At 34.0% G+C, this 17795-nt stretch carries 11 protein-coding genes; 3 read left to right on the top strand and 8 right to left on the bottom strand.

Translation table 11 applies throughout. The features are described from left to right. Positions 1-14: 14 nt before the first annotated feature. From FLACHUCJ7_RS15410 to FLACHUCJ7_RS15385, 6 genes are all read right to left on the bottom strand, one after another. Positions 15-1010, bottom strand: coding sequence for an SDR family NAD(P)-dependent oxidoreductase (locus FLACHUCJ7_RS15410; protein ID WP_180909507.1), 996 nt, complete (start codon positions 1008-1010; stop codon positions 15-17). A 581-nt stretch (positions 1011-1591) separates the two neighbouring features. Continuing rightward, positions 1592-1885 carry a hypothetical protein gene (locus FLACHUCJ7_RS15405; protein WP_180909506.1) on the bottom strand — a complete coding sequence of 98 codons (294 nt, stop codon included), beginning with the start codon at positions 1883-1885 and terminating at the stop codon, positions 1592-1594. Between the two features lie 546 nt (positions 1886-2431). Continuing rightward, the gene (locus FLACHUCJ7_RS15400) at positions 2432-3265 is read right to left on the bottom strand and encodes an FRG domain-containing protein (RefSeq protein WP_180909505.1); all 834 of its coding nucleotides are present in this window, start codon (positions 3263-3265) and stop codon (positions 2432-2434) included. A 565-nt stretch (positions 3266-3830) separates the two neighbouring features. Continuing rightward, positions 3831-4853 (bottom strand): hypothetical protein, encoded by a 1023-nt coding sequence (locus FLACHUCJ7_RS15395; RefSeq protein ID WP_180909504.1) that lies wholly within the window; start codon positions 4851-4853, stop codon positions 3831-3833. Between the two features lie 852 nt (positions 4854-5705). After that, entirely contained in the window at positions 5706-7103 is a 1398-nt protein-coding gene (locus tag FLACHUCJ7_RS15390) for a hypothetical protein (protein ID WP_180909503.1), read from the bottom strand. Positions 7104-7973: 870 nt separating this feature from the next. Next, positions 7974-8261, bottom strand: coding sequence for a transcriptional regulator (locus tag FLACHUCJ7_RS15385; protein WP_180909502.1), 288 nt, complete (start codon positions 8259-8261; stop codon positions 7974-7976). Positions 8262-8897: 636 nt separating this feature from the next. On the opposite strand from FLACHUCJ7_RS15385, the gene FLACHUCJ7_RS15380 reads away from it, so the two are divergent. Genes FLACHUCJ7_RS15380 through FLACHUCJ7_RS15370 form a run of 3 tightly spaced genes read left to right on the top strand, consistent with a single transcriptional unit; the run spans position 8898 to position 15864 of the window. Next, positions 8898-11906: a SusC/RagA family TonB-linked outer membrane protein gene (locus FLACHUCJ7_RS15380; RefSeq protein ID WP_180909501.1), complete on the top strand. Its 3009-nt coding sequence runs from the start codon at positions 8898-8900 to the stop codon at positions 11904-11906. A 16-nt stretch (positions 11907-11922) separates the two neighbouring features. After that, positions 11923-13299, top strand: coding sequence for a RagB/SusD family nutrient uptake outer membrane protein (locus FLACHUCJ7_RS15375; RefSeq protein WP_180909500.1), 1377 nt, complete (start codon positions 11923-11925; stop codon positions 13297-13299). Continuing rightward, positions 13300-15864, top strand: a complete 2565-nt coding sequence (locus FLACHUCJ7_RS15370) for an alpha/beta hydrolase family protein (protein WP_180909499.1) — start codon at positions 13300-13302, stop codon at positions 15862-15864. Positions 15865-15929: 65 nt separating this feature from the next. On the opposite strand, the gene FLACHUCJ7_RS15365 is transcribed toward FLACHUCJ7_RS15370, so the two are convergent. Continuing rightward, positions 15930-16193, bottom strand: a complete 264-nt coding sequence (locus FLACHUCJ7_RS15365; RefSeq protein ID WP_078227726.1) for a DUF6520 family protein — start codon at positions 16191-16193, stop codon at positions 15930-15932. Between the two features lie 87 nt (positions 16194-16280). Beyond that, complete coding sequence (locus FLACHUCJ7_RS15360) at positions 16281-17762, bottom strand: MauE/DoxX family redox-associated membrane protein (RefSeq protein ID WP_180909498.1); 1482 nt, start codon at positions 17760-17762, stop codon at positions 16281-16283. Positions 17763-17795: the final 33 nt, after the last annotated feature.

Below are 17795 nucleotides of genomic sequence, written 5' to 3'. Positions count from 1 at the left end.
CAAATTTATAAATATTAATCAAGTTGAAAGCTTACGCCTGTCAATTCTTCGCTTAATTGCCACAACCGTTTTGCGTTGGTTTCGTCTAACGAATACGGTTTTACACCTGCATAAACTTCTTGTGCAAAAGACAATTCGGCAACATCGGTATCTTCGCAATACACACCGCCAATGTTAGTTAATAATACACTTGTTGCACACCAAATTGTAGTAGATGCACCTTGCGGAATTGTTTTTAATGAAGCGGCAACTTCCGGCAACATATTTCCTTTCTCATCACAAAATCCCATTTTTACAAATAATTCCAATGGTGCTTCTCTTCCTAATTCTGTTCCAGCAATAGAACCTGGATGTATTGAATAAGCTCTTACGCCAAATTCCTTTGCACGATTGTCCAATTCAAGAGAAAACAAATTGACAGCGGTTTTGGATTGTCCATAAGCTTGCAAGGTTTCGTATTCCCGATGTTCAAAATTGGGGTCGTCAAAATTAAATGAGGCAAATTGGTGTCCTTGAGAAGAAACATTTACAATTCTTGCCCCGTTGGCTTTTTTTAGTGCTGTCCATAATTTGGCTGTGAGTTGAAATTGTGCCAAATAATTAACGGCTAATTGCGATTCAATTCCACGATTGTCCTTGCGTAGCGGAACCCACATAATTCCTGCATTGTTGATTAGCAAATGTAAAGGTCTGCCCGAAGCCAAAAACTTTTCGGCAAATGTGTCAATGGAACTGGGATTCATTAAATCCATTTCTTCTATTTCCACATTGTCAATCCCGTGCAGGTTTTTCTTTGCTTTTTCAATATCCCTTGCAGGAACAATCACGGTTGCACCTGCGTTGGCAAGTGTTTTTACAGTTTCTAATCCAATACCTGTGTTTCCACCTGTTACAATCGCGAGTTTTCCCCTAAGGTCAATTCCGTTAATAACTTCCGTTGAAGTTGATTTTGCGTTGAAGCCCGAACCTATTGGTTTCTGTAATGCTCCCTTGTAATTACTTTGTCCCATAATTTTAAATTATTTTGTTGAAACAAAGGTAGATTGAATGCTTTTCGACTGTTTTGTTCAAACGTCCGAATTTGCTTTGTTCAAAAGTCCGCTTGTTTCTGGCTAGAACATAGAGCTGTTACGCTTGCCGCTAAAGTTAAGCCAGCTAAAAGAAATGCCTTCCTTTAGTGGCTTTTCAAATATAAAATAGTTTTCACATAATGGATCGATATCAACAGAAAAGCCTTTTTTTATCGCATCTTCTCACACTAAAAAACTGACCTACACCTATATTCTACAACAAATTACTAACAGTAACCCACAAAAAAAGATGCCACCGCATCTATTTCTTCCTATTCCCCCAACTATCATTCCTCTTATACCCATTCTTATGTTCATAAATCTTCCCTCTCAAATAAAGACCTAAAAACCAAGCAACAACAAAACCTATAATCTCATACCATTCCATCCCTCAAAAATAGAATAGTAACAAACAGTAAAGTAGTGCTATCCTGAATTGATAAGTAATTATCCTGATATCATAAGTTCTCTATAATTAAAAAAAGATGCTTCGGCATCTTTTTTAAATCTAACCTAAGGAATTAAACTACACCTTTATTCCAGTTTTTGGCAACAAATTCATTCAGTTCTTTCCTCATTACAATGTCAATGGCTTCTGGCAATCTTATTAGCTTTTCAACCTTTTGAAAGCTTTCCCTTGTTTGTGGTACTTTATATCCCTTCACAAAAGCATCGCAGAACCAAACTACTTCATAAAGTTCCTTTTTGCTCACCCTTTCTCGATCTCGGATTGCAGTGTAATTGGGATTATCACCTTTTGTAGTCGTGTTGACATAATCATCGTTGATTAGGTCATTTTCATCATAGTTTACCATAATTTTCAATTTAAAATTTATCAAACTTAGGTTTAATCGTTCAACTTAATTTACGGTTTTCCGCACTTCCAAAAAATTTTTTACACCACTGCCAATTTCCAACATTCCACCCCACCCCACAATAGGTGTAAATACCTGTTTCGATTTTGTATAAAAACAAAAAAAGATGCCACCGCATCTATTTCTTCCTATTCCCCCAACTATCATTCCTCTTATACCCATTCTTATGCTCATAAATCTTCCCTCTCAAATAAAGACCTAAAAACCAAGCTACAACAAAACCTAAAATCTCATACCATTCCATCCCTCAAAAATAGAACAGAACTATTGGAGTGTTAGTATTCTTAAAGCAGTTACTCCCGATTTGACAAGTAGTAATCCCGAATAAACAAGTATAAAAAAAGAGGCGTAATAGCCTCTTGAAATTCTTATAACTCATTTATCGAAAAACCCATAGTTGCGGAATCTCAGCGGTTCCGTTAAACACGGGCTTCATTGTTTGTGCTACGCATGCAACGAATCCCTTAGCCGTTAGTAGCTGGCAATTTATCCATAATATTTTTTTAAGTATTTTGCTTGATTCTCTAATTCAGGAAATAACGTAGCTTCATTTATTCCTAATAGATTTAGTTCCTCAATGATATTGTCTTTACTATTGTTATTAATTTCAAAATCAACTCCTTTTAACTCTAAATTTATAATCCAATCATCTGGAATTTTTGCAGGGAGACTCTTTTTTCCGTCAATACCAAAAATTAGAAATACTCCACTTTGCTTTATTATTCTATTATTATTCTGTTTTACTTTAACAGCAACAACTCTTTCAATATCAGTTGGAAGAATTATGTTTTGAAAATATGATTTTTCCTCTTTTATTTCGTGAAGTAAATAACATAATTCTTCTTGCTCGTTAAATTCAGTTATACTTAAATTTCTAATTTTTTCAACCGAAAACTTAGAAGAACGTTTCGCAATATTCGCAATTATTGAAACTGTATCACTATCATAGTATTTTATGTCATCTTTAGGAACTTTAAAAGCAAACACTTTTCCATCTTGTTTACTTTTTTCATTGCACGCAAAATATAGCGCAACTAAAGGATTTGTAGTAATGTCAAGCAATCTTGTAGGTAAACCGTAATGTTGCATTTTTACTAATTTTTCCAAAGCACTTTTTTCATTTAGAAAATCACTTGGAGTTCTTAAAATAAATTCTTTAAAGATTTTATTTTCATTAGCTATTAATCTTTGTGAACGATATATACTTGGTTTTAAAAGATAATTTTTATCAGAATGACCACGAAAGTAAAGCTCAAATTCTCCTTTTCTTGGAATTTTTTGAAGTTGTTTTATGAAATCTGAAATCGAGTTTATTGCCATGTTTTCTTTTTTACGCGGATTTTTTTACTTGCCACTACTTGTATATGACCAAAACAAACCTTCCCTCATACACCTAAATATATCTAGATTGGCGAAGCTTTGCTTCCCTTATATTATAATCAAATATATTATTTTTTTCCTACAAATCATCCTGAATTAACAAGTTCATAAACAAAAAAAGATGCCTAAGCATCTCCTATTTCTTCCTATTCCTCCAACTATCATTTCGTTTATACCCATTCTTATGCTCATAAATCTTCCCTCTCAAATAAAGCCCTAAAAACCAAGCAACAACAAAACCTAAAATCTCATACAATTCCATCCCTCAAAAATAGAACAGAACTATTGGAGTGTTACTGTTCCTAAAGTAGTTACTCCCGATTTGACAAGTAGTAATCCCGAATAGACAAGTATAAAAAAAGAGGCGCGATAGCCTCTTGAAATTCCTATAACTCATTTATCGAAAACCCCATAGTTGCGGTATGGCAGCGGTTCCGTTCAACACGAGTTTCATTGTTCGTGCTACACAGGCAACGAATCCCTTAGCTGTTGTGCGTACGTAGTACTATTTCGTTTTTTTGTCAAATAAGTATTTTCCTTGATTATTTTCTAAATAGTCTATAACAAAATGAGGAATTCTAAAAGCTTCCTTTACACCATCAGGTGCACTACCAGGAACAACGAATTGATTGATTTCAGTATTGTAATTAATCATTTCAGTATTAAAATTCAATATTCCATCGAGTTTGTTTTTTGAACTAAATGGATTTATAATACTTAAATTTAATGATTCGGTCAAATTCCAAGATTTTTCAACATTCTTTTTATAAAAATCTTTATGCTTATAATATAAATTTGTCAAAACTACTAAGTCAACATTGTTATAATTAGTTTGATCACAGTATGAATTATGTGTAAATAGCCCAGCAGAAGCTGTTAAATAACCAACCCAACTTTGCATGTCAGCTTTGTCATTGCAACCAATCAATAAAATATTAATTTCTTTTTCATCGGATTCTGGGTTAAATTTTTCATGAGCTGAGATTAAAAAATCTTTTAGATTATTATCCATGTTTTTCAATTCAGTATTTGGTTTTAAAGGCTTTCCTTGTTTTGTTAATCCTTCGTCCAGTGCTTTTGATAGGATATTAATTATATCATTTTTATTGTCTAATCTTCCTAAAGTTTGAAATTGAAAAGAATCAGAATTTTGAACTTTTTCTTTTGCATCAAAAGAAGCACATTTGACTTCGATATTGTATGTAAAGCCTTTTGATTTGAATTGAGTGTCTACATCTTTCTTATTGTTTGGATTAACTTGAGCTTCAACTTTAAAATCATTTTTCTCACTAAAGTAATTTGCTACTGCAATTTCACAAGCTCCTTGTATAAAAGCTTTCTCATCAAATTTAGATTTATTTAATTGCATTTTATCTTCCCAAAAAACTTTGAAATCCTTGTCGGGTATGATTTTTTTTATTTTGATAATAGATTCTAAAAACTCATTATAATAATTGCTTTTCGATTCTTTTGCAATTCTTAAATAATGATCATTTGGCAGTTCTAGGTTATCGAATTCTTTAATCATATTTGGTTTGGTATTAAGCACAACTTATTTATAATCGCTACTTTTCTGCTAGTTTTATTCCGTTTGATAAAGATAGTTACAATAATTTTCTTTTACTAAATTAGTAAATAACTAAAAATCAAGTATAAACACTTATTTTTCACCAACTTAATTAATAAAATAGAATCAATTTACTGTTTCCCGTAAAACAAAAAAAGATGCCACAGCATCTATTTCTTCTTCCTCCATCTATCATTCCGTTTATACCCATTCCGCTGCTCATAAATCTTCCCTCTCAAATAAAGCCCTAAAAACCAAGCAACAACAAAACCTATAATCTCATACCATTCCATCCCTCAAAAATAGAACAGAACTATTGGAGTGTTGGTGTTCTTAAAGCAGTTACTCCCGATTTGACAAGTAGTAATCCCGAATAGACAAGTATAAAAAAAGAGGCTGTCCGAAAAGTCGAAGCTAACCTCTGAGAATTGTATAAATAAAATTCGTCTCCGATAGGAGTCCAAATATTTTAGTATAAAAAAGAGGCTGTCCATACTTTTCGGACAGCCTCTTTTAATGTGGTATACTGGGTATATTATTATCTTATTTTTTTCAATTATATCCAATCGAAGATATTCACTCTAACTTTTGTTATATACCTTGTATTAGAATTTTATTTATTCCGCTCTTAAAAAGATTCTTCTGACCTAATTTCTAAACCTCCGTCTGGAATGAAAATTTCTAATATTACAATATCATGTGAACCCTGTGTATTAGCTCTATGAGCAGCCGCACTTTTTACAGCAGAAGTACGCTTAATATATAGTCCTGGGCTTTCCCAGCCATGTAGTCGACAAATTGCTTTATAGTAAATCATAACTTATTATTTATTATTGTTATTGGTAATGTTGCCCTGATTCCAAATATGCTGGTTTTTATCTCTTTATTCTGGTAATTAAAAACATCATCTCTACTGTAGAAAATCTCTACGTTAATTTTAGAAGTTTGTTTTTCTTTGTCCCCGAAAGGAACAACAACGCCCAATAAAATATTTGTCAAAGGCTTTTTGACTGTTTCATTATAATTGAAAGCCGGATTAATATGTATACCGAAAATTGAGTTATACTTCCCGAAAAATCTATAGTAATCATAAAAAAGAGAAAACGCAAAAAGGCCTTCTTTATAATTACCCTGATAAGCATTTATTGTTTTTCTAATCTCTTGTTGAGAATTACCGGGAACTGGAGTTCTTTCTTCTATTTCAACTTTTGCTAAAGAGTTAAAATTTGTAGTGTAATCAAAAGAAACGCCTGCAGACCAGTAAACATCTTGGTTTTGAAATGAAGTGCTCCTATATCTGGAAACAGAAGCAGAGAATCTTTGGCTTACAAAACTTGTGTCCTTAAATTGTTTGTTATACTCACTATTTGGGGCAAATAATTTAATATCATCATTCTTTAATTTCAATCCAAAGGAAATCCAAGTAATATCAAATCCCAGTAAATCAAGATTTAGTTTTTTCTGTTTTAATTCTCTTATTTTTTTATCACTAGCCTGCGCTTTATTTTCTAGTTCGGTACTAAAATAATCTTCCTTATCTTTTTCAATTTTACTTAGCTGTTTTTTCAAAATATTAATATTTAGATTATTATTTTGAATTTCAAAAAGTATAGTTCCCCGAACAGCTTCTAAACTATCCTTTGTCCTTTTAGCAATAGGAACTACAGAGAGCAGATTGTCTATTTTTGTTATATGCTTATTTTGTTCTTTAACTTTGCTTTCACTATTTATTACATCAGACTGGATTTTATATAATTCTTTTTGATTTACTAATGATAAAGAATCCCTGCTAAATTGATTTTTTTGTTCCGAAATCTGATTTTCTATATCAGAAACTTCCAGAGAATTTCTAGCTGCAAAATGTATTTTGAGCAGCTTGTGATATTTTAATTCTCCAGCAAAATTAGAGTTAAGTTTTTCGTTATTAAATAACCTATATGCCCCTTCTGTTGCTCCTCCTGACAATTCAATTCCCCAAACGGACTTAGTCTTCGTTGCAAGACTTCCCGCAATAGCAAATGATTTAGCATCAGAACTTACAGATACAAAATTCCCAAGATTACTAAATGCAGTACCTGTTGCAATTTTTGTAAATTGCTTGTTTACAACAGATTTAAAATCATCAATTGTTGAATCTTGATTGTTGCCAGTCTGGGCTTTTAAAGTTAGAGTAAGGAATAAAAATAAAGCGGTTATTAAAATGTTTTTCATATTGGTTAAAGTTTTAGCATATATGCGGTATTTTAATACTGCATATATAATGATAATAAATCCGCATTTTAGAATTCGATGATCCTTATCGTTGCTAAAAAATATAAGATCATTTGTTTTTATTTATCAGCCCCCTCACTTTACCTTATCATTTAAAAACTGGTAAATACAATCAATTATATAAATTTTAGTCTTTTATGCTTTTCTAAAGGTTTATTTATAACTATTATTTTAAAATATAAACATCAACTTATTCCTATTTAGGAAGGCTTTATAAGTACAACTATTATGTTAGATTAAAAGCCTTAGAATTTCCTTAATCAAAAAACTCTCAAAATTACATTAATCACCAGAAAAACAATCACATATAATTATATTTCAATACAAAAATATTTATTTAACAAATAAATAGACACAGTATAAATACCCGTTTTGAATTTTTATTAGGCAAAAAAAAGACACCTCAGCATCTTTCATTATTTCATTCGTCTAGTTCTCCAACTATCATTCTTATGATAATCCCTCCTAAACTCATATATTTTTCCCCTTATGTAAGCTCCCACTGGGATAATCACAATCACTATTATTATTTCATACCATTCCATCAATCAAAGATAAATTGGCAACTCCAGTTATAAAGTATGCACAATCCTAATACTCCCGAAGTAACAACTTTTGCTCCCGATTTGAAAAGCAATTGTCATGAAACAAAAAAAAGATGCTATAAAGCATCTTTTGGGTGGTATTGGATTAAGGACAGACCTCATTTTTTTAAATTTATCTTTTTTCATTAATTACTTACAATCTCGATTTGACGAGCATCCGTATTAAAAACATAAAAAGATGCCTAAGCATCTTTTTTATTTAGCTTTATTTATTTTTCTCTTCAAAATAATCATCATATAGTTTTTGTCCATATTCCTTCTCTAACATTTTAAAAAAATTTGACATACTAATCTCTTTGTAATAACAAATTTTAGAGAGCGTATGCATTGGAATATTGTAATTTTCAGCACTTTTTATTTTCGCAATTATTGAATCATGAACAACAAAAAAAGCAGCTAACTTATCATTAGAATCATCTGGATCAAACCAGTTATTCCTAATAAATTCACAGATATAATTGTTTATTTTATATTTTCTTTTTCCAGTATTCAATTACAGTGTTATTAATTATTTAAACAAATAAAAAGACTTACGTTAATATTTTTACACACGATAGCGTGCGTTTGAGATATTTATATTATATTTGAAAATATTTTTCAAATAAAAAATTTGATTGTAAATTCGCGATCCTTATAAAATACATGAGGCATTCGCTTTGAATCTCGGCTTGAAAACTGGTAATTTTTAGACAACGAGATGATAAGTTAAGATGCTCACGTCCTTTGGCGTGGGCTCACTTATTGTTGTCGGGTATACCAGTACCTCAAGTCGATAAGCTGAGTTCCATGCCTTTTTTTATGCTCCAAACTCTCTCAGTATTCTTAGCATTGCTCCTCTAATAAAGTATCGCAACCAACAAAAGGAATTAGTTGGAAAATACACTGTCCGCACTAGGCTGCAACTAGCAAAGACAGTGTAAATTCCTGTTTAGTAAAAACCACTAAAACAAAATGCCTATGCAATAAAAAAATCACTGTTCGATCTTCAACTTTCGACTTTCAACTTTTGACTTTCGACTTTTTGACTTTCGACTTTCGACTCAAAAAAAAAGCCCTCTAGCCTGCGACCAAACATACTAGAGAGCCAGAACTAACAAAACCAAAGTTTCATTAAAACCATTTCAAAAGTATGAATAATTATTCATTTGTAAAGAGCTGGGCAGTATCCCTTTTGCCCAAAATCATCAGCATACTATCCCTGTTAGCCATAACAGCCAGTCATGCCCAAACCACTACCGTCAAAGGAACGATAACAGATACTAACGGAACCATGCTAGGCGTCACCGTACTAGTAAAAGGAACTAACACAGGAACACTAACCAACGAAACAGGACAGTATCAAATAACAGCTAAACCCACAGATACCCTCGTTTTTTCCTATATGGGCTACAAAACAATCGAGAGACCCATTGCCAGTCAAACAACAATAAACCTCAGCCTCCAAGAAGACACCACCACCTTACAAGAAGTAATACTAAATGCAGGCTACTATTCCGTCAAAGAAAAAGAACGAACAGGAAGCATTGCAAAAATCACGGCTAAGGATATCGAAACCCAACCCATCGCCAATGTACTCGCCACCATGCAAGGAAGAATGACAGGTGTCAGTATTACACAAGAAACAGGATCTGCAGGTGGAGGCTTCAACATCAGGATCCGCGGTACAAATAGTATAAGAACAGAAGGAAACGAACCCTTATACATCGTTAACGGCATGCCTTATGCCTCTCAATCATTAGGAAGCACCAACCTTATTTCAGGTATTCTACCCAATGCAAACAATCCGCTAAACAACATTAACCCTGCCGATATAGAAAGCATAGAAGTCCTGAAAGATGCCGATGCAACAGCCATTTATGGCTCCAGAGGGGCTAATGGTGTAGTACTAATTACAACCAAAAAAGGAAAACAAGGCAAAACACAATTTGCAGCTCAGGCCTCTACTACTATTGGAACAATTACACGCAAATTGGATCTACTGAATACAAGCCAATATTTGGCAATGCGAGAAGAAGCTTTTGCTAATGATGGTATGGAAACAATCCCGGAAAGTGCCTATGATAGTAACGGAACTTGGGATGAAAACCGATATACCGATTGGCAAAAAAAACTCATAGGCGGAACAGCAATCATTACTAATTATCAAGGAACAATTTCAGGAGGCAGCAGTCAAACCCAATATTTAATAAGTGGAACTATTAGAAAGGAAACTACAGTTTATCCGGGAGAAAATAAATATAAAAGAGGTGTAGTGAATGCTTCAATTAATCACACATCAGAAAACAATAAATTCAACCTGCTTTTTTCATCCAACTACAGTGCTGACAAAAACACCTTGCCCGGAGTTGATTTAACAAAATATGCCTATACACTGGCTCCAAACGCACCAGCGCTCTATCAAGAAGACGGAACATTAAATTGGGAAAATGGAACATTCGACAATCCGCTCGGATTTCTAAATGGCAAGTACCAAAGCAACACCAACAACCTCATTTCAAATCTTCAACTAAGTTATAAACTGTTGCCCAATTTGGAATTAAAATCAAATGTAGGATATACAGATACAAGAATGGTCGAAGTGAGAACAATACCAACCACAGTGTACAATCCCTTCGATGTCATTACAAATGATATGGCAACATTATACCTCAACAATAGCAACAGGCAATCATGGATTATGGAACCTCAGCTAAACTGGAATAAGGAATGGAATAAGATAAAAGTTAACGTCCTGTTGGGCACAACATTCCAAAACAATCTATCCCAGCAATTAGTACAATCAGGATCAGGCTTTACCAGTAATGCACTAATCCACAATATGGCGGCAGCGGCTAATCGTTCCATTCTTAACCATCAGGAAATTGTATATAAATACAATGCCTTTTTCGGAAGAATGAATTTGAATTGGGAAGATAAGTACATACTGAACCTGACTGGGAGAAGGGATGGCTCAAGTCGTTTCGGTCCCGGAAATCGTTTTGCAAATTTTGGGGCTATGGGTGCTGCATGGATTTTTTCTAACGAAGCCATGTTTAAAAATCAGGATTATATAGTGAGTTTTGGAAAAATTAGGGCAAGTATTGGAACATCAGGCAATGATCAGATTGGCGATTATCAGTTTTTAGACACCTATAATGTCACATCAAACAACTACCAAGGAATTATTGGATTAGAACCCGCAAGGCTCTTCAATCCAAATTTTGGTTGGGAAACAAACAAAAAGATAGAACTAGCATTAGAATTGGGTTTATGGAACGACAATGTTTTTCTAACCACCGCCTATTTTTCCAATCGCTCCTCCAATCAGTTGGTTGGTGTGCCACTTCCTGCAACCACTGGTTTCCCTTCCATTCAGGAAAATTTTGATGCCACAGTTCAAAATACAGGTTTAGAAATAGACATACGCACGGTAAACCTAAAAGGCAGCAATTTTAAATGGGTAACAACCTTAAACTTTACCCAACCAAAAAATGAATTGATTGAATTCAAAAACTTGGAAGCCTCAACCTATGCAAACGCTTTGGTTATAGGTCAGCCGTTAAACATCATTAAGCTCTATAATCTGACAGGCATCAACCCTGAAACAGGGGTTTATGAATTTCAGGATGTGGATAACGATGGGCAAATTGCAGCACCAAATGACCGTCAGGTCATAGGTAATTTAAATCCCGATTGGTTCGGTGGTCTGGGAAACCAAATCAATTACAAAAATTGGGAATTGGATGTTCTTTTTCAATTTGTAAAACAGCAAGGTAGAAATTTCGGCTATTTCTTTCCAGTTCCAGGTAGCTTTTCAAATCAGCCAGTTGAAATTTTACATCATGGGGCAGAAAATGGAACAACGGCTGCTTCACAGCTGTATACATCAGGTACCAATCCTGATGCTGTTCAAGCCTTTTCCAGATATACGGATAGTAATGCCAGTGTTAGTGATGCGTCTTTTGTTAGGCTAAAAAGCCTAAGTATTTCCTATAAACTACCGGCTCACTGGACAAAATCATTTTCGGGTAGCATCTATCTGCAAGGTCAAAACCTATTGACTTTTACCAAATACAGAGGTGCAGATCCTGAAAATCAAACCTCTGGTTATTTACCTCCTTTGAGACAATGGACCATTGGCTTACAATTCAATTTATAAACTAAATTCAGAAAATATGATAACAAATTATAAAAAAGCTATTGCAACAGGAATTGCAATTTTTAGTTTAATCAGTTGCGAAAATTTTATTGAAGTTGGGGTACCACAGTCGCAATTAACGGGGCAAGCAGTATTTGAAGATGCTGCTACAGCTACAGCAGCTTTATCGAACGTATATGCAAGACTTCGAGAGGAAGGTATGGTAACAGGGACAGCATTTGGATTAGCTAACATAATGGGAAACTATGCCGACGAACTAACTTTATACGGCAACAACACTACCCTACAAAGTATTTACAACCATACAATTGTACCCGGTAACTCCTACATAGCTACGCTTTGGAATACAAGTTATGGGCAATTGTACGCCATAAACGCCATAATTGAAGGGGTAGAAAATACCACTAATATCAGCACAGCTGATAAAAACAAACTCAAGGGTGAAGCTTTATTTCTTAGAGCGTACATCCATTTTTATTTGGTGAATTGCTTTGGTGAAATCCCATACATTACCACTACAAATTATGTGCACAATACCACCGTTACTAAAAATACAATAAGTGAAATAAACCAAAACATGGTAAGCGATTTAACGGATGCCGAAGCACTACTGCAAGAAGACTACCCTACAAATGAGCGGGTACGAGCAAACAAATTTGTAGTAAAAGCAATGTTAGCAAGACTCCATCTATATCTGGAGAATTGGGAACAAGCAGAAACCTATGCAACAGCAGTAATAAGCAATACAGCCTACAATTGGGAACTAAACATTCAAAAGGTATTCTTGAAAGAAAATCCGGGAATTATCTGGGCTTTACATCCAGGGATAGCAGGTTTAAACACCAAAGAAGCAAGAACCTTTATTTTTTCATCGGGTCCGCCTATCAAACAAGCTTTATCGCTGGATATGATGAATGCTTTTGAGCCAAATGATAAAAGAAAGCAATATTGGACCAGAACAATAACCAATGGTAGCCAGTCTTGGTATCATGCATACAAGTACAAAAAAACCTTAAACACAGGAACTTCCGAAGAGTATTCGATTCTTTTCCGTTTAGCAGAACAGTATCTAATCAGAGCAGAAGCAAGAGCTGAATTAAACAATCTTACCCAAGCTTTAGAAGACTTAAATAAAGTGAGAACTAGAGCAGCTTTACCAGAAACCACTGCTACAACTAAAGCAGCAATTCTGGAAGCTATTATGCAAGAAAGGAAAGTAGAACTATTTACCGAGCAAGGACACAGATGGTTTGATCTAAAAAGAACAGCAAGGGCAGAAAATGTATTAAGCCCCCTAAAACCCAATTGGCAAAACACACAGTTGTTATTGCCTATTCCCGAAGCAGAACTACTACTAAACACCAATCTTTTACCGCAAAATACAGGATATTAAATGAACAGTCAACTAGTAAAAAGGAGCATCATCATTAGTATCATCTGCTTGACGTATCAGTTTTCCTTTGGACAAAACCAAAAGAGAAAACTAACGGAAAAAGACTATGATAGTTGGTGCCTATTGGAAGATGAAAATATAGCTCCCAATGGGAAATGGCTAAGCTTTAAGTTAAAGTACAATAACGGAAAGGATACCTTGGTTTTAAAAACAGTAAAAAACAACAAAGCTTTCAATTTTCCAAATGCTTCAAATGGAAAGTTTAGTTCCGATAGCAAATGGTTTACCTATAGTACCCATCAAAAAAAGCTCATACTTTTAAATTTGGAGAAAAATAGTCAACTTGAATTTGATGAGGTCAAAAAATATCAAATAGATCAAGTATCAAATAGTATTGGAGTGCTGTCTAATAAAGACACACTAGTCGTGATCAATCTAAAAAAACAGAAGACCATTGTAATACCAAAAGTCAAAGAATTTGAATTTAGTTCCAATGGCAATCTTGCAATTGCTAAAGATACATCGGTAGTAGTAGGCACTACCGATAATCCATTTGCTCAAATCCCTATTGCAAACAACAAACAAGGCTTTAAAAATTTAGTTTGGAATAATAACAACGGATTTGCATTTTTTGAAAATCAAGAAAAAGAAGAAAACACCAATCAAAATCATGCTATTGGCTATTTCGATTTGATAAACAAAAAATATTACCATTTAAATTCCAATGATTTTCCAGAATTAAATCAAAAAAGTATTGTGAAACCTTTTGGTCAAAAAGGCATAGTAATAGAGCCAAATGACAACAAAGTAATTTTCTACATAAACAACAGAGAAAAAGCGAAAATCGAACCCAGGAAAATGGAGGTTTGGGAATACAATTCCCCATTAGAATATCCGTCTCAAGAAGTAAAAGGAAATTTTGAAAACACAGCCAAAATGACCATTTGGTGGCCTATTAAAAACGAATTAAAAGTAATAGGTACCAATCAAAGACCCAATACAATTGTATGCCCTCTAAGCAACTATGTCCTGTCATTTAATCCCTTAGACTATGAACCACAATTTGAACTAGCAGCTCCTGTCGATTTATATTTAACCAACCTAAAAACAAATAAAACGATACTGCTGCTCGAAAAGCAAAGCCAAAAAGCGCAAACAATGGGAGCATCAGCAAACGGAAACTATTTCTATTATTATCGAGATAAAAACTGGTGGATTTATGACCTCAAAAGAGAAACGCATACTAATATAACCAAAGATTTACCTTTTCCAGTGGAAAATTTCAAACAAGACGAACCCGGACCCAAATATGGCTTTGGTTGTGGAGCTTGGTCTTCAGATAATCAACACATTTTCATTTATGATGAATATGATATTTGGATGATAGCAGCAGATGGTAAAACAAAAAAAAGGATCACTAATGGAAGAGAAACACTAACTCAGTTTAGAATAGAAGAAGAACTTTATGTAAACAAAGGGCATCGCGGTAGTATCGAATTTCTAAGCACTACAGTTAACAAAAAAGCTGGAATAATCTGCACTGCAATTGACCAAAATAAAAATTGGGGATACTACATTTGGAAGGAAAAACAAGGCTTGATAAAAATCCACTTTGAAAATTCGAAAGCAAGCAGAATGAAAATCGCAAGCAATAGTCAGGACATGATTTGGATAGAAGAAGAGGTAACGAGACCCCCAAGGATATTATTTACAACACCAAAAGAAGCTCAACCCAAAATAGTCTATCAGTCTAACAAACAATATACAAAGTACGAATCCAGAACAGCAGAATTAATGAAGTACACAAATTCAAAAGGAGATACATTAAATGCTATTTTATACTATCCTGTTGGATATAAGAAAGAAAAAAAATACCCCATGATAGTGTACATTTATGAAAAACTTTCGCAAAGGCTTCATCAATATGATAATCCAACCCTCTATGATAGAGCTGGATTTGCTGTGGCAAATTATAATTATGATGCGTATTTTGTTTTGTTGCCTGACATCATCTATGAAATTGGAAATCCGGGAATTTCAGCAAAAGATTGTGTAGAAAGCGCAGTGAATGAAGCTATAAAAACGGAAAAAATAGATCCTAAACGAATGGGAATTTACGGTCATTCTTTCGGAGGATATCAAGTTGCATCAATCATCACACAAACTGATATTTTTAAAGCAGCAGTAGTAGGTTCAGGAGTTACCGATTTAACAAATCTGTATTTGCAAATGAACTGGAATTTCAATAGAACCCAAGCTTGGAGGTTTGAATCACAACAAATGCGCATGGGATCAAATCCTCTTGAAAATTTTGAAGGTTATAAAAACAATTCGCCTATTGCTAATGCTGCCAAAATCAATACACCAGTATTAATATGGACAGGCAAAGAGGATTATAATGTGGATTGGAATCAAAGCATCTACCTCCACATGGCACTCAGAAGATTAAAAAAGGAAAACAAATTACTTCTTTTCCCCAACGAAGGACACACGATTAACACTAAGGAAAACCAAGTACTGCTGACCAAAGAAATAAAAAAATGGTTTGATGAACACTTAAAATAATAAAAGAATCAAACAATGCCGGACAACACACATCCGGCATTGAATGGTCGTAACAGTAAAGCAAACTATTGTTTTCTGTACAATGGATCTGGACACGCAGTACCAGCTGCATTTAAGCGATACAAGTTTTGACTCCCTTCTTGACATTGTTGGGTGTTAAAGATAGTACTACATACGGTAGACGACTCTTCACAAGAATTTGGAAGTACGCCAATCATATCTACAGTTAACAATTCTTCTTTCGGAGCTTCAGTAAACGCAAACGCTCCAAAAACGGCCAATAAAACAGTTACCATCGGTAAAACTGATTTCAAAATGATTTTTTTCATAATACTAAAAATTAAAATTATTGATCTACTCTTTTTCAGGTTTTCGATCGTTTCCCTGACACTGCAGTATAAGTTGACATTCAGAAATTAGAATGGTGATTGTAAGGTATAAAGGCTTAAATACGGTCCGCTGACAGCTGCCAGTCTGCCATTTTCTATAGAAAAACTACTCATAGGATGTTGATTTTGATGCGGCAAATAAAAACTAAAAAAATAGTGCCCTGAAGAAATAGAATAAACATCAATAATCGATGCGCTATCCCAATTATCCTTGGGCTCATAATTCCCCATAATACCACTTTGAATAAAAATGAAACTGCCAAACGTTGCACTATTTTTATTAACCGTAAGAGGCTGTTCTGCTAATACCGTTCTTTTTTGTTTTGATAAGGTAACGGGGTTAACTTGCGCAATTGCCGTTTGATCAATAGTCTTAAATTTAGAATGACGCTCAAAATTAGAAGCAATAACTAAAAACTCATTTCTATAAAAATAAGGGTACACCAGCTGATCTGCAGATGCATTATACAGCAATAGACCATCGGTATCAAAAATCCCATCTTTTTGTCTTTCTAAAATACTGGAATATAGGGATACTCTAACGGAATCTTTGGTAGTAATGAGACCTAAAATATTTTCAAAAGAAGTACTGCTCAATGCTTTTATAGCAATGCTTGAAGAATCCACAGGCACCATATGAGTAAAATAAGCAGCTTTATACAACCATTGACTCGCTTGCCAATCAGAAGTTTTTCCCCTAAAAACTACTGCTGTTATACCGTCATAAAAATAAAAATAAGGTGCCGCTACAACTAACCGCAAAGAGCGAAATTTTAAATTACTTTTAGGGAGCTGGATGATGTAATTTTCTGTTTTGTAAGTATGTACATCTACCACCAGAACCGCTAAAGGAGCAGTTACATTCCCAAGATAGATTTTGCCATCTTGAAATCCCGCGATATAATAGGAATTGTATTTTAAATCAATTTGTTTTTCTAATAAAATAGGATGATGCGGATAATGTCTAATAAATTGCTGGACAGCAACATCTTCTTTGTTAGTAGTTAAATATTGAAAAAGGACTAATGCACTACAAGTAAAAAAAAGAAAGGATAGCAGCTTCAGTTGTAAAGGCATACTAATGTTTTGTCGTAAATTGTATAATCGTATAGCAAGCACAGCAAAAAACCAAAAAACAAGATTGAATAGAAGATGCTCTTTCCAGCCCATTTTCTGTAATATACCTCCACAAGAGCAAGGTATATAATCACTATACGTTAAAAGAATAAAAAGATAAGTTGAAAACAAAGACATCAAAGCAAAGGCTCCATATAAGCCAACTAATCTAGTCTTGTAAAAAAGCAGCAATACAGCTAAAATCAGCTCTAGGATAGGAACTCCATAAGAAATAAGTGGTACATAAGAACGTAACATAGGCGACTGCCCCAACTGCACCTGAAAATTCTCAAAATCCAACAATTTACTAACGGCTGCATAAACAAACAGCAAGATATAGAGCAAACAAATAAGCTCCAGCACTACTTTTTTAAACTGATTATTTACTTTCATCACTTATTATCTTTAATTAAACACCGTAAAGTT

Source organism: Flavobacterium salmonis, assembly GCF_903819435.1.
Classification (GTDB): Bacteria; Bacteroidota; Bacteroidia; order Flavobacteriales; family Flavobacteriaceae; genus Flavobacterium; species Flavobacterium chungangense.
The sequence above is the reverse complement of the archived record's forward strand: the minus strand, read 5'-3'. Positions and strand labels throughout refer to the sequence as shown.